Source organism: Pseudalkalibacillus hwajinpoensis (assembly GCF_039851965.1).
Classification (GTDB): Bacteria; Bacillota; Bacilli; order Bacillales; family Guptibacillaceae; genus Guptibacillus; species Guptibacillus hwajinpoensis_E.
Map to the genome: position 1 here is coordinate 3,743,632 of NZ_CP156674.1, position 25,978 is coordinate 3,769,609.

At 41.0% G+C, this 25,978-nt stretch carries 30 protein-coding genes and 1 riboswitch; of the genes, 27 read left to right on the forward strand and 3 right to left on the reverse strand.

Annotation, left to right across the window (positions count from 1 at the left end):
- The first annotated feature begins 97 nt into the window (after positions 1-97).
- A riboswitch (glycine riboswitch) is annotated at positions 98-186 on the forward strand.
- Positions 187-434: 248 nt separating this feature from the next.
- Genes gcvT through gcvPB form a run of 3 tightly spaced genes read left to right on the forward strand, consistent with a single transcriptional unit; the run spans position 435 to position 4,365 of the window.
- Positions 435-1,535 (forward strand): glycine cleavage system aminomethyltransferase GcvT, encoded by a 1,101-nt coding sequence (gene gcvT / locus ABFG93_RS19360; protein WP_347552898.1) that lies wholly within the window; start codon positions 435-437, stop codon positions 1,533-1,535.
- 26 nt (positions 1,536-1,561) lie between these two features.
- Positions 1,562-2,905, forward strand: coding sequence for an aminomethyl-transferring glycine dehydrogenase subunit GcvPA (gcvPA, locus tag ABFG93_RS19365; protein ID WP_347549645.1), 1,344 nt, complete (start codon positions 1,562-1,564; stop codon positions 2,903-2,905).
- A complete protein-coding gene (gene gcvPB, locus ABFG93_RS19370; protein ID WP_347549646.1) occupies positions 2,902-4,365 on the forward strand; it encodes an aminomethyl-transferring glycine dehydrogenase subunit GcvPB in 1,464 nt (487 codons plus the stop codon). The genes gcvPA and gcvPB overlap by 4 nt, the downstream gene beginning before the upstream one ends.
- A 38-nt stretch (positions 4,366-4,403) precedes the next feature.
- On the opposite strand, the gene ABFG93_RS19375 is transcribed toward gcvPB, so the two are convergent.
- Positions 4,404-4,775 (reverse strand): rhodanese-like domain-containing protein, encoded by a 372-nt coding sequence (locus ABFG93_RS19375; RefSeq protein WP_347549647.1) that lies wholly within the window; start codon positions 4,773-4,775, stop codon positions 4,404-4,406.
- A gap of 262 nt (positions 4,776-5,037) precedes the next feature.
- Between ABFG93_RS19375 and ABFG93_RS19380 the strand changes: the two genes are divergently transcribed.
- From ABFG93_RS19380 to ABFG93_RS19395, 4 genes are all read left to right on the forward strand, one after another.
- Positions 5,038-5,868, forward strand: coding sequence for a lipoate--protein ligase family protein (locus tag ABFG93_RS19380; RefSeq protein WP_431522023.1), 831 nt, complete (start codon positions 5,038-5,040; stop codon positions 5,866-5,868).
- 404 nt (positions 5,869-6,272) lie between these two features.
- Entirely contained in the window at positions 6,273-8,837 is a 2,565-nt protein-coding gene (locus ABFG93_RS19385; protein WP_347549648.1) for a vitamin B12-dependent ribonucleotide reductase, read from the forward strand.
- A 178-nt stretch (positions 8,838-9,015) separates the two neighbouring features.
- A complete protein-coding gene (gene mntR, locus ABFG93_RS19390; RefSeq protein ID WP_347549649.1) occupies positions 9,016-9,462 on the forward strand; it encodes a transcriptional regulator MntR in 447 nt (148 codons plus the stop codon).
- A 73-nt stretch (positions 9,463-9,535) separates the two neighbouring features.
- A complete protein-coding gene (locus ABFG93_RS19395) occupies positions 9,536-10,444 on the forward strand; it encodes a patatin-like phospholipase family protein (RefSeq protein WP_347549650.1) in 909 nt (302 codons plus the stop codon).
- A gap of 25 nt (positions 10,445-10,469) precedes the next feature.
- On the opposite strand, the gene ABFG93_RS19400 is transcribed toward ABFG93_RS19395, so the two are convergent.
- Both ABFG93_RS19400 and ABFG93_RS19405 read right to left on the reverse strand, forming a co-directional pair.
- The gene (locus ABFG93_RS19400; RefSeq protein ID WP_347549651.1) at positions 10,470-10,859 is read right to left on the reverse strand and encodes an SA1362 family protein; all 390 of its coding nucleotides are present in this window, start codon (positions 10,857-10,859) and stop codon (positions 10,470-10,472) included.
- A gap of 22 nt (positions 10,860-10,881) precedes the next feature.
- Positions 10,882-11,829 (reverse strand): DUF1385 domain-containing protein, encoded by a 948-nt coding sequence (locus tag ABFG93_RS19405; RefSeq protein WP_347549652.1) that lies wholly within the window; start codon positions 11,827-11,829, stop codon positions 10,882-10,884.
- A 227-nt stretch (positions 11,830-12,056) separates the two neighbouring features.
- Between ABFG93_RS19405 and ABFG93_RS19410 the strand changes: the two genes are divergently transcribed.
- The 20 genes from ABFG93_RS19410 to nusB all read left to right on the forward strand — a co-directional run bounded on the left by ABFG93_RS19410 (position 12,057) and on the right by nusB (position 25,965).
- Complete coding sequence (locus ABFG93_RS19410; protein ID WP_347549653.1) at positions 12,057-12,578, forward strand: YqhR family membrane protein; 522 nt, start codon at positions 12,057-12,059, stop codon at positions 12,576-12,578.
- A gap of 69 nt (positions 12,579-12,647) precedes the next feature.
- Positions 12,648-13,067, forward strand: coding sequence for a type II 3-dehydroquinate dehydratase (aroQ, locus tag ABFG93_RS19415; protein ID WP_347549654.1), 420 nt, complete (start codon positions 12,648-12,650; stop codon positions 13,065-13,067).
- Between the two features lie 20 nt (positions 13,068-13,087).
- Positions 13,088-14,155: a M24 family metallopeptidase gene (locus tag ABFG93_RS19420; protein WP_347549655.1), complete on the forward strand. Its 1,068-nt coding sequence runs from the start codon at positions 13,088-13,090 to the stop codon at positions 14,153-14,155.
- A 19-nt stretch (positions 14,156-14,174) separates the two neighbouring features.
- Positions 14,175-14,732, forward strand: coding sequence for an elongation factor P (efp, locus tag ABFG93_RS19425; RefSeq protein WP_347549656.1), 558 nt, complete (start codon positions 14,175-14,177; stop codon positions 14,730-14,732).
- Between the two features lie 126 nt (positions 14,733-14,858).
- Complete coding sequence (locus ABFG93_RS19430) at positions 14,859-15,575, forward strand: ABC transporter ATP-binding protein (RefSeq protein WP_347549657.1); 717 nt, start codon at positions 14,859-14,861, stop codon at positions 15,573-15,575.
- Positions 15,576-16,592 carry an ABC transporter permease gene (locus ABFG93_RS19435; RefSeq protein ID WP_347549658.1) on the forward strand — a complete coding sequence of 339 codons (1,017 nt, stop codon included), beginning with the start codon at positions 15,576-15,578 and terminating at the stop codon, positions 16,590-16,592. It abuts the gene before it with no gap.
- Positions 16,593-16,607: 15 nt separating this feature from the next.
- Positions 16,608-17,264, forward strand: coding sequence for a TetR/AcrR family transcriptional regulator (locus ABFG93_RS19440; RefSeq protein ID WP_347549659.1), 657 nt, complete (start codon positions 16,608-16,610; stop codon positions 17,262-17,264).
- Positions 17,265-17,366: 102 nt separating this feature from the next.
- Entirely contained in the window at positions 17,367-17,627 is a 261-nt protein-coding gene (locus tag ABFG93_RS19445) for a DUF2619 domain-containing protein (protein ID WP_347549660.1), read from the forward strand.
- Between the two features lie 75 nt (positions 17,628-17,702).
- Positions 17,703-18,638 carry a stage III sporulation protein AA gene (spoIIIAA, locus tag ABFG93_RS19450; RefSeq protein ID WP_347549661.1) on the forward strand — a complete coding sequence of 312 codons (936 nt, stop codon included), beginning with the start codon at positions 17,703-17,705 and terminating at the stop codon, positions 18,636-18,638.
- Position 18,639: 1 nt separating this feature from the next.
- Positions 18,640-19,152: a stage III sporulation protein SpoIIIAB gene (spoIIIAB, locus tag ABFG93_RS19455; protein WP_347549662.1), complete on the forward strand. Its 513-nt coding sequence runs from the start codon at positions 18,640-18,642 to the stop codon at positions 19,150-19,152.
- A 19-nt stretch (positions 19,153-19,171) separates the two neighbouring features.
- On the forward strand, positions 19,172-19,378 hold the full coding sequence (gene spoIIIAC / locus ABFG93_RS19460; RefSeq protein ID WP_347549663.1) for a stage III sporulation protein AC: 207 nt from the start codon (positions 19,172-19,174) through the stop codon (positions 19,376-19,378).
- Positions 19,379-19,390: 12 nt separating this feature from the next.
- Positions 19,391-19,780, forward strand: coding sequence for a stage III sporulation protein AD (gene spoIIIAD, locus ABFG93_RS19465; protein ID WP_347552900.1), 390 nt, complete (start codon positions 19,391-19,393; stop codon positions 19,778-19,780).
- Between the two features lie 18 nt (positions 19,781-19,798).
- On the forward strand, positions 19,799-20,995 hold the full coding sequence (spoIIIAE, locus tag ABFG93_RS19470; RefSeq protein WP_347549664.1) for a stage III sporulation protein AE: 1,197 nt from the start codon (positions 19,799-19,801) through the stop codon (positions 20,993-20,995).
- Between the two features lie 12 nt (positions 20,996-21,007).
- Positions 21,008-21,607, forward strand: coding sequence for a stage III sporulation protein AF (spoIIIAF, locus tag ABFG93_RS19475; RefSeq protein WP_347549665.1), 600 nt, complete (start codon positions 21,008-21,010; stop codon positions 21,605-21,607).
- Between the two features lie 5 nt (positions 21,608-21,612).
- Positions 21,613-22,251: a stage III sporulation protein AG gene (gene spoIIIAG / locus ABFG93_RS19480; RefSeq protein ID WP_347549666.1), complete on the forward strand. Its 639-nt coding sequence runs from the start codon at positions 21,613-21,615 to the stop codon at positions 22,249-22,251.
- Between the two features lies 1 nt (position 22,252).
- Positions 22,253-22,807 carry a SpoIIIAH-like family protein gene (locus ABFG93_RS19485; protein ID WP_347549667.1) on the forward strand — a complete coding sequence of 185 codons (555 nt, stop codon included), beginning with the start codon at positions 22,253-22,255 and terminating at the stop codon, positions 22,805-22,807.
- 365 nt (positions 22,808-23,172) lie between these two features.
- Positions 23,173-23,664: an acetyl-CoA carboxylase biotin carboxyl carrier protein gene (gene accB, locus ABFG93_RS19490; protein ID WP_347549668.1), complete on the forward strand. Its 492-nt coding sequence runs from the start codon at positions 23,173-23,175 to the stop codon at positions 23,662-23,664.
- A gap of 11 nt (positions 23,665-23,675) precedes the next feature.
- Positions 23,676-25,043: an acetyl-CoA carboxylase biotin carboxylase subunit gene (gene accC / locus ABFG93_RS19495; RefSeq protein ID WP_347549669.1), complete on the forward strand. Its 1,368-nt coding sequence runs from the start codon at positions 23,676-23,678 to the stop codon at positions 25,041-25,043.
- 10 nt (positions 25,044-25,053) lie between these two features.
- Positions 25,054-25,449 carry an Asp23/Gls24 family envelope stress response protein gene (locus ABFG93_RS19500; RefSeq protein WP_347549670.1) on the forward strand — a complete coding sequence of 132 codons (396 nt, stop codon included), beginning with the start codon at positions 25,054-25,056 and terminating at the stop codon, positions 25,447-25,449.
- 129 nt (positions 25,450-25,578) lie between these two features.
- Complete coding sequence (gene nusB / locus ABFG93_RS19505) at positions 25,579-25,965, forward strand: transcription antitermination factor NusB (protein ID WP_347549671.1); 387 nt, start codon at positions 25,579-25,581, stop codon at positions 25,963-25,965.
- Positions 25,966-25,978 lie beyond the last annotated feature (13 nt).

Here is a 25,978-nt window from a genome sequence, read left to right on the forward strand (position 1 = left end):
GCCAACCTTATGATGGTAGTGGTAGGATTGAAATCGAAAGCACTACTAGTATGAATCAAACGCAGGGTTCCAATACCTTAAAACTGAAAATAGGCGAATGAAAGCAAGAGGAGAGACTGCTATATGCAGCGCCGAAGGAGCAAGCAAATTTGTGAATCTCTCAGGCAAAAAGACTCTTGCTAGACGCACCTCTGGAGAGTGCTTTTTTAAAAGCCGCCAAAGATGTAACTCTCGCGATGGCGAGGAGAAACTTTCAGGTCAACGGGACAGAGAAATCACGCTTAATACAGCGGGTTTCTCTGTCCTTTTTTGTACTTTGAGAATGCTCAACTATATTAAAGAGTTAAGGTATAAGAAAAACTAAGGCTTCCGCTAGGCTTGGCGGTAAGCCGGGTTTTTCATCTGAAAGATCAACGATTTCAGGAGGGAAAATGATGACAACATTATTAAAAACCCCGTTATATGAAACCTATCAGGCTATGGGAGCTAAAACAATTGATTTTGGAGGATGGGCACTACCAGTGCAGTTCTCAAGTATTAAAGAAGAACACGAGGCAGTGCGCACTCGTGCCGGATTATTTGATGTCTCTCACATGGGAGAGATTGATGTTAGAGGTAATGGAGCACTCGACTATCTTCAAAAGATGATGACAAATGATATAAGCAAGCTGATGGTAAACGGAGCTCAGTATACAGCAATGTGCTATGAAGATGGAGGCACTGTTGATGACCTTCTTGTTTACAAGCAGGCAGAAGATCATTATTTACTTGTCGTAAACGCAGCCAACACTGAAAAAGATTATAAGTGGCTAGAAGACCACCTTGAAACAGGTGTTTCGATTAACAACATTTCAAGCCAAATGGCTCAATTAGCGATTCAGGGACCAGAAGCTGAAAATATTTTACAGCGTCTAACAGATGTTGATTTAAGTACGGTTGGCTTTTTTAAGTTTCAAGATGACGTTTTAATCGACGGAATTAAAGTGCTCGTTTCTAGAACGGGTTACACAGGTGAAGATGGTTTTGAGCTGTATACGGCTTGGGAGGATGCCCCTGCATTATGGAATGTTATTTTATCCGCTGGAGAGCCTGAGCATATTCTGCCATGTGGGCTTGGAGCTCGTGACACGCTTCGTTTTGAAGCAAAGCTTGCTTTGTACGGCCAGGAGTTAACGAAAGACATTTCTCCTCTTGAAGCGGGAATAGGATTTGCTGTTAAAACCGGTAAAGAAGCTGATTTCATAGGGAAAAGTGCACTGTTAGCACAGCGTGAGAATGGACTTAAACGAAAGTTAGTGGGAATTGAAATGATTGACAGGGGAATTCCACGTACTCATTATCCTGTCTATAAAGGTGACGTTTTGATTGGCGAAGTAACGACAGGAACCCAATCTCCAACATTAAAGAAAAACGTTGGTCTTGCTCTAATTAAGAAAGAGTTTACAGAAATCGGTACCGAGCTTGATGTAGAGATTAGAAAAAAACGTGTGAGTGCGATAGTTGTGCCATCACCATTTTATAAGCGCCAGAAATAAAGAGATATCGAGGAGGAGAAAGACATATGAAACATCGTTACCTGCCGACAACCGATCAAGATCGAAAAGAAATGCTTGAGACAATTGGTGTAGATTCTGTTCAGGATTTATTTGCTGACATCCCAGAAGCGATTCGCTTCAAAGGGGAATTAAAAGTGGAAAAGCAGTTATTTGAACCTGAACTTATTCGCTATATGTCTAAACTTGCTTCTCAAAATGCTAATTCGCTAGAAAACGTTTCGTTTCTTGGTGCGGGTGTGTATGACCATGCGATTCCATCTGTCGTTGATCACGTGATTCGGCGTTCGGAGTTTTATACCGCCTACACGCCATATCAACCTGAAATTTCACAAGGGGAATTACAGGCGATTTTTGAATTCCAGACAATGATCAGTGAACTGACCGGAATGGAAGTTGCGAACTCTTCGATGTACGACGGACCAACCGCGCTTGCTGAGGCAGGTTTGCTTAGTGCAGGTCAAACAAAGAAAAAGAAAATCATTGTATCAAAAGCCGTGCACCCTGAGGCACGCGCTGTTATTGATACGTATGCTCGTGGTCAGCGCCTCACTGTTGTTGAAGTGGACTCAGTGAATGGGATCACCGATCTCGAAAAACTGAAAGGTGAAATTGATGAAGGTACAGCATGCGTGATGGTTCAGTATCCAAACTTTTTTGGACAATTAGAACCATTACCAGAAATTGAAAAGCTTGTTCATCAACAAAAGGCGATGTTTGTGGTATCCAGCAATCCGTTAGCCCTTGGACGCTTAACACCTCCGGGTGAAATGGGAGCGGATATTGTAGTAGGGGACTGTCAGCCATTTGGAATTCCAGCTCAGTTTGGGGGGCCGCACTGCGGATATTTCGCTGTTACGAAAAAGCTTATGCGAAAGGTGCCGGGTCGCTTGATCGGGCAAACGACGGATGACGATGGGCAACGTGGTTTTGTTCTGACGCTTCAAGCTCGTGAACAGCACATTCGCAGAGATAAGGCGACGTCTAATATTTGCTCCAATCAAGCGTTGAACGCTCTCGCATCATCAGTTGCCATGAGTGCCCTTGGTAAAAACGGAGTTCGTAAAATGGCTGAGCAGAATATCAAGAAAGCCCACTATGCAAAGTGTCGCTTAGAGGAAGTTGGTTTAGAGACGGTTTTCGATGGCGTTTATTTCAATGAATTTGTGATTAAGCTAAATGGTTCTGTAAAAGAGCTGAATCGTAAACTGATGAAAAAAGGAATCATCGGTGGTTATGATCTTGGGCGTGATTATCCTGAGCTTGAGAATCATATGCTTGTTGCTGTAACAGAAAATCGCACGAAAGAAGAAATTGATACATTCATAAGCGAAGTGGGGGGAGCACAATGAACACAAACAAAGACCAGTCTTTGATATTCGAACTGAGTGAGCCGGGACGTATTTCTTATAGTCTCCCTGAGCTTGATGTACCTGATGTTGATCTTGATGAATGGTTGCCTGAAGAATTTAATCGAAAAACAGAGCCAGAACTCCCTGAAGTATCTGAGCTTCAGTTAATGCGTCACTATACAGCGTTATCCAAACGTAACCATGGTGTAGACTCAGGTTTTTATCCATTGGGATCATGTACAATGAAGTACAATCCAAAGATTAATGAAGATGTGGCGAGATACCCTGGTTTTGCCTTTATTCATCCCCTTCAGGAGGAAGAAACGGTACAAGGAGCTCTTGAAATGATGTTTAACCTTCAGGAAAATCTTGTGGCCGTAACAGGGATGGATGAGGTAACGCTTCAGCCTGCTGCGGGAGCGCATGGAGAGTGGACAGGATTAATGATGATTCGTGCTTATCATGAGGCGAATGGTGATTACAACCGTACGAAAGTGATCGTCCCTGATTCTGCACATGGAACAAACCCGGCGTCAGCAACAGTCGCTGGCTTTGAAGCAGTGACCGTGAAGTCTAACGAAAAAGGGCTTGTGGATTTAGATGATCTCAAGCGTGTCGTGGATAAGGATGTCGCTGCTCTTATGTTAACGAACCCGAATACCCTTGGATTATTTGAAGAACAAATTACAGAGATGGCTGAAATAATTCACAACGCAGGCGGAAAGCTTTATTATGATGGAGCGAATATGAATGCGATTATGGGAGCTGCTCGTCCTGGAGACATGGGATTTGACGTTGTTCACTTAAATCTTCATAAAACATTCACTGGTCCACATGGTGGTGGCGGTCCAGGGTCAGGTCCAGTTGGGGTTAAAGCCGATTTGATTCCTTACTTACCTAAACCTGTATTAGTGAAAGAAGACGGAGCTTATCGTTTTGAATATGACCGACCTCAGTCCATTGGCAGAGTTAAGCCGTATTATGGAAACTTCGGAATTAATGTACGTGCCTATACGTATATCCGCACGATGGGGCCAGAAGGGTTAAAGCAAGTTTCTGAGAATGCTGTTTTAAATGCCAATTATATGATGAGACGCTTGCAGGAGGCGTTTGTGCTTCCGTATTCACAACATTGTAAGCACGAGTTTGTTATTTCTGGAAAGAAGCAGAAAAAGCTCGGCGTTCGAACGCTGGATATGGCTAAGAGACTACTTGATTTTGGTTATCATCCACCAACTATCTATTTCCCGATTAATGTGGAAGAGTGTATGATGATAGAACCAACTGAAACAGAATCGAAAGAAACGCTCGACGAATTTTGTGATCGGTTGTTGCAAATCGCGAAAGAGGCAGAAGAAAATCCTGGAATTGTTCAGGAGGCGCCTCATACAACAGTGATCGGACGCCTTGATGAAACGACTGCAGCAAGGAAACCAATTTTACGATATCAAAAAGCATAATTGAAAAAATAAAAGGCAGCTGCGTAAGCAGCTGCCTTTTATTTTTTCTTTACTTTGCCGCCCCATTTTTTGAAGCCGCCTTTAAGTTGGTACAAATCTTTAATTCCCTGTTTTCTCAGAATGCTTGCAGCACGAGCCACGATAATTCCGTTATAATCATACATATAGACTGGCTGGTCTTTACGAATCTCTTTAATACGCATTTTCAATTGACTGACTGGGATATTTCTTGCACCCAGTATATGTCCGTTGTCAAATTCATTCGGTTCGCGGACATCAATAAGTTGAGCTTTGCGATAGCCTGCACGGAATTCTTCTTCCGTTAACGTTTTCAAATTCTTCTTTTGCATAAATCGCGTAATGACAATATAAACAATAATCGCGACAAGTAAGGCGATAATCCATTCCATGATCTGTGTTACACCCCTTTAAATAAAAATCGACAACCTTAAGTTTACACGTCTTTTCGAGTTTCCGCAAAAGAAAAAAGTGAGCTTTTTGTAAAAGAAGACGAATTGTATCGTAAAGGTCATCATTCAAGCATTTTAAACAGGTTATTCGTCTTTTTCCTTACAATTTTTTCAAATAAGAGCGTTCATTGGTCATCGTATTTTTCCTCTGCTAGAATAGGAGAGGTGTTAGAAAACTGAAAGTGGTAAAGGAGTTCCGATAATGAAGCAATGGGCATTTATTGATTCGGGAGAACGTTCTCCAGGTTATAACATGGCACTTGACGAAGCTCTTCTTAAGTGGCATAGCGAGGGATTGATCCCGCCGGTGATTCGATTTTATGGTTGGAATCCACCAACTCTGTCAATCGGATACTTTCAGCAAGTGGAAAGAGATATTAATTTAGAAGCTGTGGTAGAGCATAATCTTGGATTTGTGAGAAGACCGACAGGTGGACGTGCCGTTTTACATGACAAAGAAGTAACCTATAGCGTCATTGTGACAGAAGATTATCCCAATATGCCGACAACCGTTAGAGAAGCTTATCGGGTTATTTCAGAAGGGCTACTTATCGGTTTTCAACGACTCGGACTTGATGCTTATTTTGCAGTTCCTGAAACTGAAAAAGAAAAGGCTGAGTTGCGCGCGCCTCGCTCAGGAGTTTGTTTTGATTCTCCTTCTTATTACGAACTCGTGGTAGAGGGAAGAAAAGTTGCAGGTAGTGCGCAAACAAGACAAAAAGGCGTCATCCTTCAACACGGTTCGATCTTACTTGATATTGATGAGGACAAATTGTTTGATTGTTTTAAATTTAAAAATGTACGGATTCGTGAAAGAATGCAGCGTGGTTTTCGAAAAAAAGCCGTTGCGATCAATGCACTTCGTAGTACTCCTGTTTCGATGCAGGAAGCCGTAGAAGCGTTTTATCGTGGCTTTGAAGATGGGCTTGGGATTGAGCTAGTTCCGTACACTTTATCAGATGAACAAAAGGAATTTGTGAGTCAGCTTGCAGAAGAAAAATATGCAAATGATAATTGGAATTACAGCAAATAAGCACCTAGTCAGGGTGCTTTTTCCTATTGAGGAAACAAGAACGAATGTTCTAACCTTAATGGAGTATTTGTCTAATAGGCGTAATCAATGTGAAATGAAAAGGACAAAGAAAAAAGAAATGTGCAATAGACAAAATCCCTCTTTTTTCTACGTTGTTCGTAGTGATGCTCAAATTATCGTGGGAAATCTTTTCTTTTCATGGGATTTTGAAGTTGACAAAACTACAAAGTATTCTGTTGTTTTACTATATGTAGTATTGGGTAAACAATTCTGAACACTATATATGGTGGAAAATGATTGTCTGCGAGATGGACATGTGCTACTATTAATCAAGACGATTTGTATCTAATACATACATCTAGAAAGACTTATATATGTATAAATGTCGAAACGGAGGGGTTTATATGACTATTCAAACCAATGAAAAAAGAAGGTCAATTAACATTGAGCAGTTAAATAAAGATATAGAGCTGTTCGCACAGGTTCATCCCATAACAGAGGATATGCATCTTTCTCATAAGGGAGTTAGCCGTCTGGTTATGCTTGATCGCTATGCGTTCAAAGATACAGAAAAACGCACGTTGCAAAAAGGTGACTTTGTCGTTCTTACAATTAAAGAAGATCCAAAATTTCCTGCTCGAGGTCTTGGATTTATCAAAGATCTGGATCATCACTCAAAAAAGGCGACCGTGGCTGTTCATGAGGATTATGTCGGTGTTCTTGATACCGAGGAAGAACGGAATACTGGCCTTATTGTTCGTTCATTTGATGTCATTGAAAAACCCCTTGAGGTTTATTATGAGCAAATTGCGCGCCGCAATGCTCGTGGCCTCGCTGACGTAGAGAAAACAGATGGTGAAAAGAAGTACTGGGAAGATCGTTTCTATAATGAGCTATCCTCACTAAACTTTGTACCAGCTGGGCGTGTGCTTTATGGTGCTGGGGCAGATACAGATGTGACTTATTTTAACTGCTACGTAATGCCGTTTCCTCAGGATTCAAGAGAAGGTATTTCAGAACATCGGAAACAGGTAATGGAGATTATGAGCCGTGGCGGTGGAGTCGGAACAAACGGCTCAACGCTCCGTCCACGGAATACACTTGCTAGAGGAGTTAACGGAAAGTCTTCTGGTTCTGTTTCATGGCTTGATGATATTGCCAAGCTCACTCACCTTGTAGAGCAGGGTGGTTCAAGACGTGGTGCGCAGATGATCATGCTAGCTGATTGGCATCCAGATATTATAGAATTCATTATTTCTAAAATGCAAAATCCTCGTATTCTTCGCTTCCTTGTAGAGAATACAAAAGATGAGCAAATTAAAAAGCTTGCCGAAGATAAATTAAAGTTCACGCCTCTTTCAGAATCTGAGCGTTCGATGTATCAAAGTATCTTAAATTATCGAAGCATCCCTGGAACGGGTGGGTTCGAAGAAAAAGTGATGCAGGATGCACAGGAGAAGCTTCTTACTGGTGGAACGTATTCTGTTCATAATCCGGACTTTTTAACAGGAGCCAACATCTCTGTTTGCTTAACGAAGGATTTCATGGATGCTGTTGAGTATGATGGAGAATATGATCTCCGCTTCCCTGATGTAGAAAATTATTCTAAAGAGCAAATGTCGTTCTATAACGAAAACTGGCATGAGTCAGGCGATGTACGTGAGTGGGAGAAACAGGGGTACCCTGTTAGAACCTATCGTAAAGTAAGAGCAAAGGAACTGTGGGATCTTATTAATATCTGTGCAACGTATTCTGCAGAGCCGGGTATCTTCTTTATTGACAATGCAAATGAAAAGACGAATGCTACTTCTTATGGTCAAAAAGTAGTAGCAACAAATCCTTGTGGAGAGCAACCACTAGCACCATACTCGGTGTGTAACCTTGCAGCTGTCAACCTTGCAGAAATGGCAAATAAAGAAACGAAGACCGTTGATTTTGATAAGTTAAGAGAAACAGTCGAAGTTGGCGTGCGTATGCAGGATAATGTAATTGATGCTACACCTTATTTCCTTGATGAGAATGAGAAGCAGGCATTAGGTGAGCGTCGAGTAGGTCTTGGGGTAATGGGACTTCATGATTTACTTATTTATTGTGAAACTGTTTATGGCTCAGAAGAAGGGAATAAACTAACTGATCAAATATTTGAAACAATTGCCACGACTGCTTATCGTGCATCAGTGGAATTGGCCAAAGAAAAGGGAAGCTTCCCGTTCCTGGAAGGCTCAACCACAGAAGAAACGAATCGACTACGTGAAGCATTTGTAAACACAGGCTATATGCAGCAAATGCCCACTGATTTACGCGACAATATTCTTGATTATGGAATTCGCAATTCCCATCTTCTAACTGTAGCGCCAACAGGTAGTACAGGAACAATGGTAGGAGTCTCTACAGGTCTTGAGCCTTATTTCTCCTTCTCTTACTACCGCAGCGGACGGCTTGGTAAGTTTATCGAAGTGAAAGCAGATATTCTTGCAGAGTACTTTGAAAAAAATCCAGATGCAGATACTGAAAAACTACCTGAATGGTTCGTTTCTGCAATGGAACTTGCTCCTGAAGACCATGCTGATACACAGTGTGTCATACAGCGCTGGGTTGATAGCTCAATTTCCAAAACTGTGAACGCGCCAAAAGGCTATTCTGTTAAGCAGGTAGAAGCAGTTTATGAGCGCCTTTATAATGGTGGTGCCAAAGGCGGGACTGTTTACGTTGACGGTAGTCGTGACTCACAGGTACTAACGCTTAAAGCTGAGGAGAACTCGTTTGAACAGCTTGAATTTGATAATGGAATGGAAGAGAAAAAACAGGTAGTTCTCGTTGACACCATTACAGATCTTCGCTCAACAGATGTAACAATTGGATCTGAAGTAGGAAACACCTGTCCAGTTTGTCGAAAAGGACAGGTAAAAGAAATAGGGGGATGCAATACGTGTGACAACTGTAGCGCTCAGTTGAAGTGCGGACTCTAAGCATATGCATGTTGAAGGATAAGCAATAGGCTTATCCTTCGTCTTTTTTTGTCCACTCAGACAAAACAATTTTCTAAGCAGTAATAGAAGCAGCTGGAACCTTTTCTTGTATCCGCCCATACGATGGTGTATGCTTTTATTAACTGGCTTAAATGGAATAATAGATGGAGGGAATCCAATGGCCACTACTCCAAGTATGGAAGATTATATCGAACGTATTTATGCACTAATAGACGAAAAAGGTTATGCTCGCGTATCAGATATCGCGGAAGCATTAGAGGTACATCCCTCCTCGGTAACCAAGATGATTCAAAAATTAGATAAAGGTAAATATGTCGTTTACGAAAAATATCGTGGATTCATGCTTACTCCTAAAGGGAAGAAGCTTGGCAAAAGACTCGTTGATCGCCATGCTTTACTTGAACAATTTCTGGGCGTTATCGGGGTGAATGAAGAAAATATATACGAAGATGTTGAAGGTATTGAACACCATCTAAGCTGGGATGCAATTGATCGAATTGGCGATCTTGTACAATATTTTGAAGAAACAGCAAACCGTGTAGATGAACTGCGTGAAGTGCAGCGTAAAAATGAAGAAGGTCATGAAGAACAATCCGAATTATAACCGGGTTGTTCTTTTTTGTACTAAATTTCCCACTGAGAGATTACGATTTAAAAAGGGGAAAGGGGCGGTGCTGATGGATATAGATGGTGTGTTTTCCGGTGGTGGGGTGAAAGGCATTGCGTTGGTAGGTGCACTTCAGGCCGTCGAAAAAAAGGGTTTTACATTTAAACGAACCGCAGGCACAAGCGCAGGTGCTCTTATGGCTTCACTTATCATGGCAGGGTACAACGGGAGTGAATTGGAATCAATTTTACTTGATACAGATCTAAGTAAATTGCTGGACCGAAACCCTGGATTTAAATTCCCTTTAATGCGCTGGTTTATGCTCTACTGGAAATTGGGGCTTTATTCTGGAAAGGATCTGGAAATGTGGGTATGCGAATTATTGAGAGCGAAAGGGATTGAGACATTTGGAGATTTACCAGAGGGGTCATTGAAAATCATCGCATCCGATATAACGAAAGGGAGACTTATCGTTTTCCCAGATGATTTACCCCAATATGGATTTGTACCTGAGAAATTTTCCGTAGCTAAGGCAGTACGAATGAGCGCCAGCTTGCCTTTCTTTTTTAAACCACAGCCGCTCTATACAATAGACGGAAAGAAGCATTATATTGTAGATGGAGGAATTTTGAGTAACTTCCCTCTGTGGGTATTTCAACCTTCGGATTGGCATAAACCACTCCGTCCGGTGCTTGGCTTTCAATTGAGTGCGAATTTTGACAACGTTCCGGAGCATAAGATTATTAATGCCATAGATATGTATCAGGCCTTATTCGATACGATGAAACAGGCGCATGATGCAAGGTATATCGACAATCAGAAAGCGAAAAACATCGTGTTTATTCCCGTTAATCAAAGTCTAACAACCGAATTTAAATTAGAGAGACAGGGGCAAAAGAAATTAATTCAGCTAGGGAAAGAGAGGACAACTCATTTTTTAGACAAGTGGAGGAAATTACCAATAGAAAAAGCTGACTGATTTCCCAGCCAGCTTTTCTTTAATTTTAAAATAAAGCTCTGTTTTTCTTTTTTCCTTTACGACCTTCAATGACAGTAAATGGATTTTGTTTTTTATTATCCTGTAAAGCACGTTTTCTTGGCATAAGCCGTTTCGATGGAATAACACGCAGATGAGATGCGTTTCTACGTGGTGTACTTTTCTTCTTTTGCATATTAGAAGATTGTTTTGCAGCTTTCTGATATGCTGACGATTGCTTCCCCATTCTTTTCGCCATAACCTTTCTAACAATGAAAATAATGAGCATAGCGATCGCAGCGGTAATCAGCAGCTGAGTAAAAAGCCCCATAGGATTAGTGAATAGCTTCCAGATAAAGCCGATTACGGCAAGACCAATAACGAGATAAATAAGAGGTTGAACAACACGGCCTGACAAATGATTCACCTCCTGTTTGTCTTTAAACAACTTTTGTACTTGAATTATCTTCCTCTCGTTGTTTATCGCGAGAAAGCATTTCTTTAAAGGAGTGGATTGCAACATCGACTTGCTTATCATCAGGGTTCTTTGTCGTTAAGAGCTGAACCCATAAACCAGGATAACCTAGCCCTCTAAGCACCGGTATTTCCCTTACTTTATTAGTTAGCTGAAGGACTTCAAATGAAACACCAAGAACGACTGGTATTAGCAAAACACGATACAGTAACCTTTCCCACAATGGGTCGGAAGGTACTAGTAGATAAATAAACACGCCAATAACAACTGTAAACAATATGAAGCTACTTCCGCATCGGTAATGAAGGCGAGACTGCTTCTGAACATTTTCAACAGTAATCGGCAGCCCTGCCTCATAGGTATTAATAACTTTATGCTCAGCCCCGTGGTACTGGAAAACTCGCTTCACAATCGGTGTTAACGAAATAAAATAGATGTAGCCAAGGAGAAGGATGAGCTTAATGAATCCTTCTATTAAGTTCTGAACAACATGACCTGGGAACATAAATTCCAGAGAAGCGGCTGCTAGTGCGGGTAGTAAGGTGAAAATCGTTTTAACGAATGCAAATGAGATGACTCCAATAGCAGCTGCCCCTAACAATAGTGTCATTTTTGAGGGTTCCTCTTTGCCAAGCACCTCATTGTCTTCAGCTGGATCCACATCATATCGTTCACTAGAAAAGTTTAGATGTTTGGTACCATTTCCACTTGCATCAATGATCGCCACGACGCCACGGAGAAACGGAATCTTTTTTAGTTTCGTTCGAATTGGTTTCGGCTGTTTTGGTACCTCAAGGTATTCAATTGAATCATCCTTGCGCCGAATAGCAGTTACGGAAGTATGTTTTCCTTGAAACATAACTCCTTCAACAACTGCTTGCCCACCATATGCAGGCTTGTTAGTATCTGCCAATATCTCTCACCAACCTATTATGTTAAGTAAAATGATTCTAATACACTATATTATCTAATACAAATGTACTTACTTACATTCTACAAGAAATAGGTGAAAACCTCTAGGTAAGAGATGCTAATATTCATTTTCCCCAGTAATGTTTATTTTAATCTTTACAATAGAGGATTTCATAATAAATAATTTGTCAATGTGATGGAGATTATAGGATATGGAGGTGAACGAATATGGAAAAAAAAGATCAAAACCATGATCAGGAGCTTGAACAAAATAAACAGGAACAGCCGCTCTCTTTTGCTTCTAAAGTGGTTACAATTGGGATTGCCGGTGGGTTATTCTGGGGACTGATAGGGTACCTGACCTATTTATTTAAATTTACAAAGGTACCTCCGTCGCTGATTCTTTCACCGTGGGCACTTGGAGAGTGGAAGAATCAGCATTTAGGTCAGTGGATTGGCATACTCGCTATTGGTCTTATCTCGATCCTTGTCGCCTTTCTTTATAAAGTGACACTAGTGAAAATCAATAATATGCTTGCAGGACTTGTGTACGGTGCAGTTCTCTGGTTAATTGTATTTTACTTGTTGAATCCAATGTTTTCAGACCTACCGTCTTTAATGAAGCTGGATAAGAACACGGTGATTACTACCATTTGTCTTTACTTGCTTTATGGTGTTTTTATCGGTTATTCAATTTCATTTGAATACCACGAAAACCAGCAGGCTCGAGTTTCCTATTCAAACAAATGAAGCTATGGTAGAATGTTCATGGAACATTCTCTTTTTTTTTACTCTGCATTCAAAGTTAAGGAGCCAGAGATGAAAACATTCTACGTACTTAATGGACCAAATTTGAATAGGCTTGGCAAACGTGAGCCCGGGGTATATGGCAACGAAACTCTCGAAGTGGTTGAACATCGACTTGCTGAACTAGCTAATGAAAAAGGGGTAACTGCTATTTTTAAACAATCCAATCATGAAGGTGATTTAATTGATTGGATACATGAAGCAGAAAACGCTGATGGGATCATTATGAATCCTGGAGCTTTTACTCACTATAGTTATGCCATTCGCGATGCGATTGCCAGTGTTCCTGTACCGGTAGTGGAAGTACATATTTCAAATGTACATAAGCGTGAGTCGTTTCGACATAATTCAGTTATTTCACCAGTAACCGAAGGTCAAATTGTTGGTTTTGGAACGAAAGGCTACGAACTTGCCCTGCTTTCATTCTTATAATCCTGAAGGAGGACGAATAAGTGGAACGTATTGAGAAATTACGTCAGTCATTTAAAGAATATGATATCGATGCTATGTTAATTACTTCAGCTAGCAATCGCAGGTACATATCTCAATTTACCGGAAGCTCCGGCGTGGTCCTCGTAACAGAGAATCAAGCGAAATTTATTACAGATTTCCGCTATATTGATCAGGCAGAAGAACAGGCAAAAGGGTTTGAGATCATACAACATAAAGGCCCGATCATTGACGAAGTTTCTAAAGTAGCTAACGAGCTAGGTGTAAAGAAGCTTGGTTTTGAAGAAGCCCAGCTTACATATCAGGTATTTAAAGCATATGAAACTAGAGTTGAATGTTCGCTTATCCCGATTAGCGGCCTTATTGAAAAGCAACGAATGATTAAAGATGCTGGCGAATTGAAAGTGTTAAAAGAAGCAACTGAAATTGCAGATGCTGCTTTTCAACACATCACTAACTATATTCGTACCGGTATAACTGAGCTCGATGTTTCAAACGAGCTTGAATTTTTTATGAGAAAAAATGGTGCAACGTCGTCTTCTTTTGATATTATAGTGGCGTCAGGTGTTCGCTCTGCTCTTCCGCACGGGGTTGCAAGTGATAAAGTAATTGAAAAAAACGAATTGATTACGCTTGATTTCGGTGCTTACTACAAAGGCTATTGCTCTGATATTACTCGTACAGTAGCAGTTGGAGATCCCGGTGAAGAATTGAAAGGCGTTTATCATACTGTTCTTGAAGCTCAGTTAAAAGCAATGGAGCAAATCAAGCCGGGTATGAGCGGGAAAGAAGCAGACGCAATCTCTCGTGATATCATTACAGCTAAAGGTTTTGGAGACTACTTTGGTCACTCACTTGGTCATGGCGTTGGCCTAGAAGTACATGAAGGCCCGGGTCTTTCTGCAAAATCTAACACCGTACTTGAGCCGGGGATGGTTGTAACCGTTGAACCAGGTATTTATTTGTCTGGTAAAGGCGGGGTTAGAATAGAAGACGATACTGTAATTACTGAAACCGGGAACGAAAAGTTATCTCATTCCACTAAGGAATTGCTGATTCTCGGCGAATAATGAAAGCGAGGGACTATCTATGATTTCTGTTAACGATTTAAAAACAGGGCTAACAATTGAAGTAGAAAACGGCATTTGGACGGTTATGGACTTCCAGCATGTTAAACCTGGTAAAGGTGCCGCTTTCGTGAGAACGAAACTACGTAATTTACGTACAGGCGGGATTCAAGAAAAAACATTCCGTGCAGGTGAAAAAGTAGCGAAAGCACACATTGAAAACCGTAAAATGCAGTACCTTTATGCGAGCGGTGATATGCATACGTTTATGGATACAACAAATTACGAGCAGGTTGAACTTCCTGCTGAACAGATTGCATATGAATTGAAGTTCTTGAAGGAAAATATGGAAATTTCAATTCGTACGTATGGAGAAGAAACCATCGGAGTTGAATTACCGAACACGGTTGAACTTGTCGTTACTGAAACAGAGCCAGGAATCAAGGGTGATACAGCTTCAGGCGGAACAAAGCCAGCAACAGTAGAAACTGGTTTAACAGTTCAGGTGCCATTCTTTGTCAACCAGGGTGATGTTTTGATCATCGATACAACAAAAGGGGAATATGTTTCCAGGGGTTAATGAAGTTTAAAGCCGCTCAATAGAGAGCGGCTTTTTTCCACTGACAAAATGAGTGATTACTCACTTCGCAAACAGAGAATCTGATATATAATAAAAGTGAGTCAACACTCTTTGAGGAGGTAGCTTATGGAGACATATCCTATTCAAGCAGAAGTAACGCAGCGCATTGGGAAAGTGACGATCCTGAATCATATCCAATTGTCATTAAAGAAAGGTGAAATTTTCGGTCTGCTTGGTCCTTCTGGTTCAGGTAAGACTACATTTATTAAACTTCTTTGTGGGATTGATGAAGCGTCTGAGGGAACCGTTCGAGTATTCGATGAGCTAATGCCAGCTCTTCATTTAATGAAGAGGATCGGTTATATGGCACAATCAGATGCGCTTTACACTGAATTAACCGCTAAAGAGAATTTAGAATTCTTTGCAAGTTTAAGTGGGGTGAAGAGGCTTCAACTAAAAGAAAGAATTCGGTCGGTCATGCAACTCGTAGACCTTGAGCAAGACATTCATAAAAAGGTGGAACAATATTCAGGTGGAATGAAACGGAGGCTGTCGCTTGCAATAGCTCTGTTGCATCAACCAGATATTCTCCTTCTTGATGAACCAACGGTAGGAATTGATCCGGCATTACGGCAGAGAATCTGGAGCACGTTTGAAGATTTGCGCAGGAAAGGTGTTTTAATCCTTGTAACTACTCATGTCATGGACGAAGCTGAAAGGTGCTCAAGGTTAGGGATGATTCGAAACGGCCGTCTTATAGCAGTAGGAACACCGGAAGAAATAAAAGCTAGAACGGAAAGCCATACAATTGAACAGGCGTTTCTATCTTACGGGGGTGAGTAAGTGAGGATTAATGCTGTTATCATCCGCATCTTAAGACAGTTCATTCGTGATAAACGTACAATGGCATTGATGATTGTCGCTCCTATACTCATCCTGACTATGCTGTCTCTCGTTTTTAATGGAGAGGACCTTGAGTTAAAGGTTGGGGAGCTGGGTTTGCCTGATCGAGTGGTTCAGAAGATGGAAGAAAATAATGCGAAGGTTATAGAGGTTGAAGAATCGGAAATTCCCCGGTATATAAAAGAGGAGGATTTCGATGCTGTTATTGATTTTAGGAGTAGTGAAAAAACAGTTTATATTGAGGGAAGCGACCCTTCAATCAATAGAGCTATTCTAGAACTTGTCAAAACAAGCGCAGCAGTAGGTAGTATTGAAACGGATCTAGCTGTTGAGTACACCTATGGGTCAAGTGATATGACGGCATTTGATCACTTTGGTCCTGTTTTAGTTGGCTTCTTTATTTTTTTCTTTGTTTTCCTAATAGCTGGAGTTTCATTCTTAAGGGAGCGAACACAAGGAACACTGGAGCGTCTCCTGGCAAGTCCGATTAAACGCTCTGAACTCGTGAGTGGTTATGTCCTTGGCTTTGGACTTTTTACTTTGCTACAATCAGCAATCATTGCCTTATATAGTGTTTACGTCATTGATTTGAAGATGGAAGGATCGTTTCTTTATATTCTTCTGATTACACTGTTACTTGCATTGAGTGCACTTACACTTGGTACTTTACTTTCAGCTTTTGCGAAAAATGAGCTTCAAATGATTCAATTTATCCCGCTTGTCGTAGTTCCACAAATTTTCTTTTCGGGTCTCTTTAACCTGGATACTATTTCAGTTTATTTAAGTTGGATTGGTCCATTAACGCCTCTCTATTATGGAGCAGATGCGCTTCGGAATGTTATGATTAAAGGACAGGGCTTCACCGATATTTGGCTCGATTTAGTGGCGTTAATTGGATTTTCACTCGTGTTTATCACTTTGAATATCCAAGCGCTCAAAAAACATCGTCGCACTTAGAACCAGGAGGACCATATGAACATGAACAACCGTGAGATCAATCGCCTTCTCAGCACAGACTCACAAGGCGACGACTTAACAGAAAAACAAAAGCGAATTGTCGAATCAGCTATTGAAATGTTCTCAGAAAAAGGATTTTCTGCGTCTTCAACGAGTGAGATTGCCAGGCGTGCTGGAGTGGCAGAAGGCACAATTTTCAGGCATTACAAAACAAAAAAGGATTTGCTACTGGCCATTGTTACTCCAGTGATGAGTAATCTCGTCGCTCCTTTTATCGTGAGAGATCTCGATAAGGTTTTAAAGCAGGAGTACGAGCATTATGAGGATTTTCTTAAAGCGATGGTAAGAAACAGACATGATTTTATCAGGAGACATTTACCTATCGTCAAAATTTTGATCCAGGAAATTCCATTTCAAGAAGAACTCAGATCTCAGTTTATTAATCTTGTGGCGAAAGATATCTACCGACGTTTTGAGAAGATCGTCATCCACTTTCAAGAAAAGGGGGAACTTATTCAGGTCCCCCCATCATCTGTTATTAGACTATCGATCTCATCAATTATTGGTTTTTTCTTTGCAAGGTATATCTTTCTCCCGGAAAACGAATGGAATGAAGAAGAAGAAATTAACATCACTATCCAATTTATTATGAATGGTTTTAAGGCAAGATGAACGTCTGGTGTGAGAGCACTGGACGTTTTTTTATGAAATAAAACGTTCTTCTGAAATCCTTCTTCCTATCATAAAGTGTACAAACAAGCAGGGAGGAGTTTGATGCTTCAATCAATCCTTGTAATGGGAGTGTTACGGATCCTATCAGGTACTATTGAAATCACCGCTGCTATTTTGATCCTGATTGTAAATGACCTCCGTACTGCCATGATGATCAATGCCATACTGGCTGTCGTTGGTCCGTTTATTTTACTCCTAACCATGTCGGTGGGGTTAATTGGGCTAGCAGGCGATCTATCTGTTTTGAAAATTATCCTTATTATCTTAGGTGTTGCTTTTATACTTCTCGGAATGCTCTCTTAGATACACTATGACATATTTAATCTATGCCTGGAATACTAGTGTAGGGAGGTACAGGCATAGGAAGGGGGGAGATATGTGGAAGAAGTTCTTCGTGTGCTGCCAGAAGGTGTGAAGCGAATAATCAATCACTATTCAGAATCCGAACGAGTGGCAATAGAAGAAATTCGAATCCGTATCAATCGTCCGCTTGAAATCATGATAAGTAGCAAACCAGACTTCCCTAAGTTAGATGGAAGAGATTACGTTGTCTCCAAAGATGAGGCAGCACAAATGATCAATAAACTTAGTCAGTACTCGTTATACGCGCTAGAAGAAGAATTAAAAAAAGGTTATATCACCATTCAAGGTGGGCATCGAGTAGGACTTGCCGGCAAGGTCGTTACAGCGAATGGACATGTTAAGGCGATCAGAGACATCGCTTCTTTTAACATAAGGATAGCAAAACAAAAGCTAGGTATAGCTGGTCCCCTTGTCTCATATCTTTATGCAGGAGGATGGATGAATACGATTATCCTCGGTCCCCCTCAGACAGGAAAGACGACAATGTTACGAGATTTAACCAGAATCATGGCAGAAGGTGACGAGAGGAGAAGAATCCCATCATCTAAAGTGGGGATCGTTGATGAACGGTCTGAGATAGCTGGATGTGTTCACGGTATCCCTCAGCATCGCCTGGGTCATCGTGTAGACGTTCTTGATGCCTGTCCGAAAGCGGAAGGAATGATGATGATGGTACGCTCCATGAGCCCGGATATTATAGTGGTTGATGAGATTGGGAGACCTGAAGACAGCGAAGCAATAAGCGAGGCTGTAAATGCTGGTATACACCTTGTCGTTACTGTCCATGGTCAATCGATAGACGATTTATACAGGCGACCAAGCATCCAGGGATTAGTCCGTTCAGGAGTCTTTGATCGAATTGTTGAACTTTCACGAGCCGATGGGCCAGGCACGATTAAAGCGATTAAGGATAAGAGTGGAAGAGAAATCCGTCGTAAAAAGGTGATGTAGCATGAAGCTCCTGGGAGCGGTACTAATCATTTTAGCGAGTACTTGGGCAGGGATTGAGTGGTCAAGAACAGTAAGCGAACGTTCTAGACAACTAAGACAACTAAAAGCGGCACTTCAATCATTAGAAGCAGAAATAGTTTATGGAATGACCCCATTAAGCATGGCGTGTGGTCATATTTGTAGACAGGTTGGTCATCCTATTTCGTGGTTTTTTGATTCGTTCAGAAAAAAGCTTGATGCCGGGCATACAACTGCTTATGAAGCGTGGATTGAAAGCATAGAAGAAGTTTGGAAATACACAGCATTTAAGCAGGAAGAAAAGGAAATTATGAAGCAGCTTGGAGCTACTATTGGTCAGCAGGATCGGGAGCATGAGCAAAAGCAGTTAAAACTTGCATTGATTCATCTTGAAAGAGAAGAACTTGAAGCAAGAAATAACCAAATGAAGTATGAACGAATGTTTAAAAGCCTCGGACTACTTGGGGGGATTCTTCTTGTCATACTTTTGATTTAGTCACTGGGAGGAAATGTGGATGAATCATGATGTGAATACGATATTTCAAATTGCTGGCATCGGTATTATTGTTGCTATGCTTCATACGATTCTTAAACAAATGGGGAAAGAGGAGTATGCACAGTGGGTAACACTTATTGGATTTATTGTTGTGTTGTACATGGTAATCACAATCATTGATGACCTTTTTCAGAAAATACGGGGAGTCTTTCTTTTCCAGGGCTAGGGGGTGTTTGCGATTGATATTATTCAAATAGTTGGTCTGGGTTTGATCGCAACCTTCCTAGTCATTGTAGTGAAAGAACAAAAACCTGTATTTGCGTTTACCATCACAGTGTTCACAGGCACTTTAATCTTCCTATATTTAATTGGAGAAATACAACATATTATTCAAATGCTAGAAAGTCTGGCGGCAAGGGCCAATGTTGAGCTTGTATATGTAGAAACAGTACTCAAAATCATTGGTATTGCTTATATTGCGGAGTTTGGCGCACAAATTGTTCGAGATGCAGGCCAGGGGGCAATCGCTTCAAAAATAGAATTGGCAGGGAAGCTACTTATCCTAACGATGGCGATTCCGATTTTAACATTGATTATTGAGACGGTCCTAAAGCTGCTGCCGTCCTAGGAGGGGAGGAAGAAGGACATGCCTTATATTGCGAGGATTTTGCTGGTGCTTCTATTCCTCTTTTTTCCTTTGTTTGGCTCCACTTCACTTGTGTTTGCGCAAGATGGTGAGGAAGAAGAGCCGGTTTCTGGTCAATTAGTAGACAAGCAGTTAAACTCCCTAGGATTACAGGAGATCCAGGCTTACTGGAACGAAGTAATCGAAGAGTATGGTGGTTTCTTACCGGAGAGTCAGAAAGGATCCTTTCTTGAATTTGTAAAAGGAGAGAAACAGTTCTCATTAAAGGCTTATTTTATCGGGTTTTTAAAATTCCTTTTTCATGAATTACTTGTTCACGGGAAGCTTCTAGGAAGTCTGATTTTATTAACAATTTTTAGTATCCTTCTGCAGAACATGCAAAATGCGTTCGAGCATAAAGCTGTTAGTACAGTTGCTTATGCGATTACCTACATGGTATTGATTATTCTGGCGTTGAACAGTTTCCATGTGGCTATCCAATATACAGAGAACGCAATCGCAAATATGATGGGGTTTCTTTTAGCGTTAATTCCTTTATTACTGGCTTTAATGGCATCCGTTGGCGGGGTAGCATCAGTTGCTTTCTTTCATCCTATCGTATTGTTTCTAGTGAACACAGGGGGGCTGCTCATTCAAAAATTTGTACTACCAATGCTATTTCTTTCTGCGGTTCTAGCGATTGTCAGCACCATTAGTGAGCATTATAAAGTATCGCAGCTGTCCAACCTTATCCGTAACATTGCTATTGGGACCCTGGGTGTATTCTTTGCCATATTTCTTGGTGTGATATCAGTTCAGGGGGCTACAACTGCAGTAGCTGATGGAATCACAATCCGAACAGCGAAGTTTGTAACTGGGAATTTCATCCCAGTTGTTGGGAGGATGTTCACAGATGCAACGGATACGGTACTAAGCGCTTCTGTTCTCCTGAAAAACACAGTGGGACTAGCTGGTGTTGTCATTCTATTGATGATCTGCGCTTTTCCCGCGCTAAAGGTGCTAGCACTTGTGCTCATTTATAACATCGCAGCAGCAGTCATACAGCCATTAGGCGGGGGACCGATCATACAATCATTAAACGTTATTTCAAAAAGTATTCTATTTATTTTTGCGGCATTAGCGATTGTATCTCTTATGTTCTTCCTGGCAGTTACGATTATCATAGCTTCCGGAAATATCACGCTAATGGTGCGCTAATGGAGGGATTTGATGGGGATTATTACAGGTTGGGTAACAAATATCATTGTGCTCATCCTGCTTGCGACAGTTCTTGAACTATTACTTCCGAACTCCAGTATGCAGCGTTATGTGAAAATGGTCATCGGATTAATGTTAATGGCGGTAATTCTTTCTCCTATCCTTTCCATTTTTACAGAAGACTTTGATAGGCTGCTAAGGTCAGTGACAATTGAGGATGCGGCAGGCAGTGCAGAAATAGAAAATACCATTGAAACAAAGAAAAGTGAAATACAAGCATCAAACGTTGCATATATTGAAGAACAAATGGCTGTCCAATTGCAAAGTCAGGTTGAAAAGGAGTTGAGAGAACGATTTGATCTTGAAATAAGCGATGTAGCTTTAAACGTGACAGAAATTGAGGGTGAGAAGCAGATCGATCAAATTGCAGTTACAGTAAAGGAATCTGCGGATGATGGGTCTGTAAGCGAGATCGAGGCAGTGTCTGTGTCGTTAGCTGTAGAGGAAGTCAGTTCAACAGATAGTGAAGTAAGGAAAGTAGCCTATTTTCTTGCTGACGAATGGGAATTATACCCTAAACAGGTCGTGGTTCAGATGAAGGGAGGGGAGTAGGGTTCATGGACAAACAATCAAAGAGCTGGCTTGATCAATTAAAAAAACCAAAGAAGAAGAAAGGTATACCACTTCTTTACTTAATTATCGCAGCATCGATTGGTATTGTATTCATGTTTGCCGGAAACTTCTTCTCAACCTCTGATCCTGACCAGGAAGTCTTTTCTGAACAGACTAATTCACCCGATAGCGATCCTGCATTCAATCACAGCAAGTCTAATCCCTCAACAATGGCAGAATATGAAAATGTATATGAAACACAATTGAAAGAAGCACTGGATGAAGTAGCGGGTGTGTCCGATGCTACGGTTATAGTGAATTTAGATTCAACTGAAGAAAAGGTTATAGAGAAAAACAGGACTTCTACAGATAAATATACGTATGAAACACCCAATGAAGGTGGATCAAGAAAGATAGAAGAACAATCGAGCGAAGATCAGGTAGTCACTGTACAGAATGATAACGGACAGGAACCAATTGTCATTAGCATAAAGAAACCTGTCGTGAGAGGGGTTGTCGTAGTGGCAATCGGGGCTGAGAATATGGAAGTAAAAAAAATGATTGTAGATGCCGTTACAAGGCTATTAGATGTGAAAAGTCACCGCGTCATGGTACTGCCGAAGAAATTAAAGGGGGAATCATAACATGGTCTTAAAAAAGCAAACGGTTTGGTTGTTAACGATGCTTAGTTTAATCATTGTGCTCTCGGCTTACTACATTATGACACCTGGAACTGATGATGTTGCGTTTGTAGGCGATCAGGAACAGAGTGAAGAAGGTACAAAAGAAGACGCTAAGGAAACGAATGCTAGTGAGGATGATGTCATTACATCCAGTATCTCGAGTGACGAAGCTTTTGCCGCATTACGACTTGAAATCCAGGAGCAAAGAGATGCTGCAATTGAGGATTATACAGCAGTTATCGCAAGTGAAGCTTCTGCAGATCTTAGAAACGAAGCGCATGAACAGCGTCAGGAGTTAATGGCCCTGTCGCAGAAAGAAGCGGTTTTAGAAAATGTAATTAAATCTGAGGGTTACAACGATGCAGTCGTTTACACACTTGATGATGAAAAAGTAAGAGTTATCGTAAAAGCAGATCAGCTATCAAACGAAGAAGCGAATAATATTATGGTACTGGCAGAAGAACAACTAGGTGAAGGGCATCGAATTGCGGTTGAATTTCAGCCAGTAACTAAGTAAAGATGGAGATCTCTCCATCTTTTTTATTTGGCTTAACTATTGTTGAGACCATCCATTTTGAGCAGGTCTTAAAAGTTTTCTGTGGTTTTAATGAAAACGCTTTCTTTGTTTGTTAATCTAAAGGAGGGAATTCAGGTTTACTGTGTTTCTACCAACAGAACTGAAGATATGATATGATGAATAGGCTTAGGACCAGCTCGTATAGAATGGTCACAATCAAGGGTTTTGATTCTACATGCCTTTTGACGGACATACTATTGTACGATTGAATTATGCTATAATCGTTATTAGTTGGAGAGTGTCTTCTGCATAGAATAACCCTCCTAATTATGTAAGCGCAAAAAATAGGACAAGGAGTGGACATCTTGTTAAAAGTTCAAGAAATTCGGGAATTGATCAAACTAATTGATCAATCAAACATTGATGAATTTGAATATGAAAGTGACGGATCAAAAATTGTTTTAAAGAAAAACGAAGTAAAATATGCTGAAACGCCGGCTCAGGCGCCTGTTGAGCAGCCAGCTCCTCAAGAAGTAGCAGCGCCTGTAAAACAATCTGTAACAGCAACTGCTAAAGAAGCCTCTGCTGAAGATTCAACAGAGAAGAAGCAGGATGAATCATTACATAAAATTGAATCACCAATGGTGGGGACGTTCTACGCTCGACCTAATCCTGAAACTGATGCCTACGTAAAAACTGGTGAAAAGGTTTCAGAAGACAGCGTGGTGTGTATTATTGAAGCAATGAAGCTTTTCAATGAGATTGAAGCTGAAGTAAATGGAGAAATTGTAGAAATGTTAGTAGAGGATGGCCAACTAGTTGAATACGGGCAGCCTCTGTTCCTAGTGAAAGCATAGGTGATGCGAATATGGAAATTAAAAAATTACTCGTAGCAAATCGAGGGGAAATCGCTGTACGTATTATTCGCGCCTGTGAAGAAATGGGCATTGAAACCGTAGCGGTTTACTCTCAGGCTGATAAGGAAGCGTTGCACGTCAGACTTGCGGATGAAGCATATTGTATTGGACCTACAGCGGCAAAAGACAGTTATTTGAATTTCACAAACATTATGAGTATCGCAACGGTCACCGGGGTGGATGCGATTCATCCAGGATACGGTTTCTTAGCTGAGAATGCCGATTTTGCAGAGCTTTGTAGAGAGTGCAATATTACGTTTGTAGGCCCGAGCCCTGAAGCCATTAATCGAATGGGTACGAAAGATGTGGCCAGAACGACCATGAAAGAAGCGGGAGTTCCAATCGTTCCTGGTTCACAAGGCATCATTAAAGACGCGGACGAAGCAGTGTCACTTGCAAATGAAATGGGCTACCCGGTCATCATTAAAGCAACAGCTGGTGGTGGCGGTAAAGGGATCCGTATTGCAAAAGATGAGAATGAACTTGTTAAAGGGATTAATATCACCCAACAGGAAGCATCGACTGCATTTGGTAATCCAGGTGTTTATATTGAGAAATTTATTGAGGATTTCCGCCATGTGGAAATTCAGGTGCTCGCTGATAACCACGGAAATGCAATCCATCTTGGTGAGCGTGATTGCTCAATTCAAAGGCGTTTACAAAAGCTTGTTGAAGAAACCCCATCTCCTGCTCTTGATGCATCGATCAGACAAAAAATGGGAGACGCAGCAGTTCGTGCTGCTAAAGCGGTTGATTACTCCGGTGCGGGTACAGTTGAGTTTATTTTTGAACCAACAGGGAATTTTTACTTTATGGAAATGAATACAAGGATTCAAGTTGAGCATCCGGTAACTGAAATGGTAACTGGGATTGACTTAATCAAAGAACAAATCAGGGCAGCTTCTGATGAAACACTTCGGTATACTCAAGAAGATGTAACCTTTAAAGGGTGGGCGATCGAGTGTCGCATCAATGCAGAAGATCCTGACAAGAAATTTATGCCATCACCTGGTAAAGTAGACATGTACCTTCCACCAGGTGGGTTTGGTGTTCGTGTTGACTCTGCTGTATATCCTGGTTACGACATTTTGCCATTTTATGATTCAATGGTAGCGAAATTGATTACTTATGCAGATACGCGAGAAGAAGCAATCGCACGAATGAAGCGTGCACTAGGAGAATTTGTCGTTGAAGGTGTGAAAACAACGATTCCGTTTCACATGCGTTTAATGAATCACGAAAAGTTTGTGAGTGGAGAATTTAACACGAAATTTCTAGAAAAATACGATCTGACAGAACAAACAACGAATTCTAAGTGAGGTGTTCAAAATGAATGAACTTCAATCATTTGAAATGGAAGAGCACGATACTGGACTTGGAAAAGTCGAAATATCACCAGAGGTTATCGAGGTCATTGGAAGCATTGCTGCATCTGAAGTAGATGGAGTAGCTGAAATGAGAGGCAATTTTGCTTCTGGCGTTGTTGAGCGCTTCGGGCGCAAAGATCACCGAAAAGGTGTGAAAGTTGAACTTGACGAAGGCGGCATTATTCTTGATGCTTACGTTGTCGTAAGCTACGGGCTTTCCATCCCGGAAGTATGTGAGAAAGTTCAAGAAAATATTCGACAGGCTCTTCTTACAATGACTGCTCTTGAAATTAGTGCAGTTAACATCAGTGTTGTAGGCATTACTTTTGATAAAAAAGAGCAGGAAAACGAAGAATAAGCAGCGGGGACCTTCCCCCTGCTTTTTTGTTTGGAGTAAACGGATGCTTCAATGGAAAACCTGTATTTGTCCTCTACAATATGCTATTATCTATTGGTATAGCAATATAAGCGTAAAGGGAGTATAGCAATGAAAAGAAGACATGCAAGAGAAAAAGCCATCCAGGTATTGTTTCAAATAGATGTAACAGACACCGATCCACGCGAGGCATTAGAACATGTATTGAATGAAGGAGAAGGTGATGAATTTCTATCTGAGCTTGTCTTCGGAACGCTTGATAACCTCGAAAAGATAGATGAAGTAATTAAAGAGAATCTTGTGAATTGGAGCTTTAGCAGAATTGGAAACGTCGACCGTTCGGTACTTCGTATGGCTTCATATGAAATGGTTATAAGGGATGACATCCCAGTTAATGTTAGTTTAAATGAAGCGGTAGAATTAGCAAAACTGTTCGGAGGAGAAGAATCAGGACGGTTTGTTAATGGTGTCCTCTCCAAAATTATTCAAAAAGATTAGGGCAAGAGGAGGG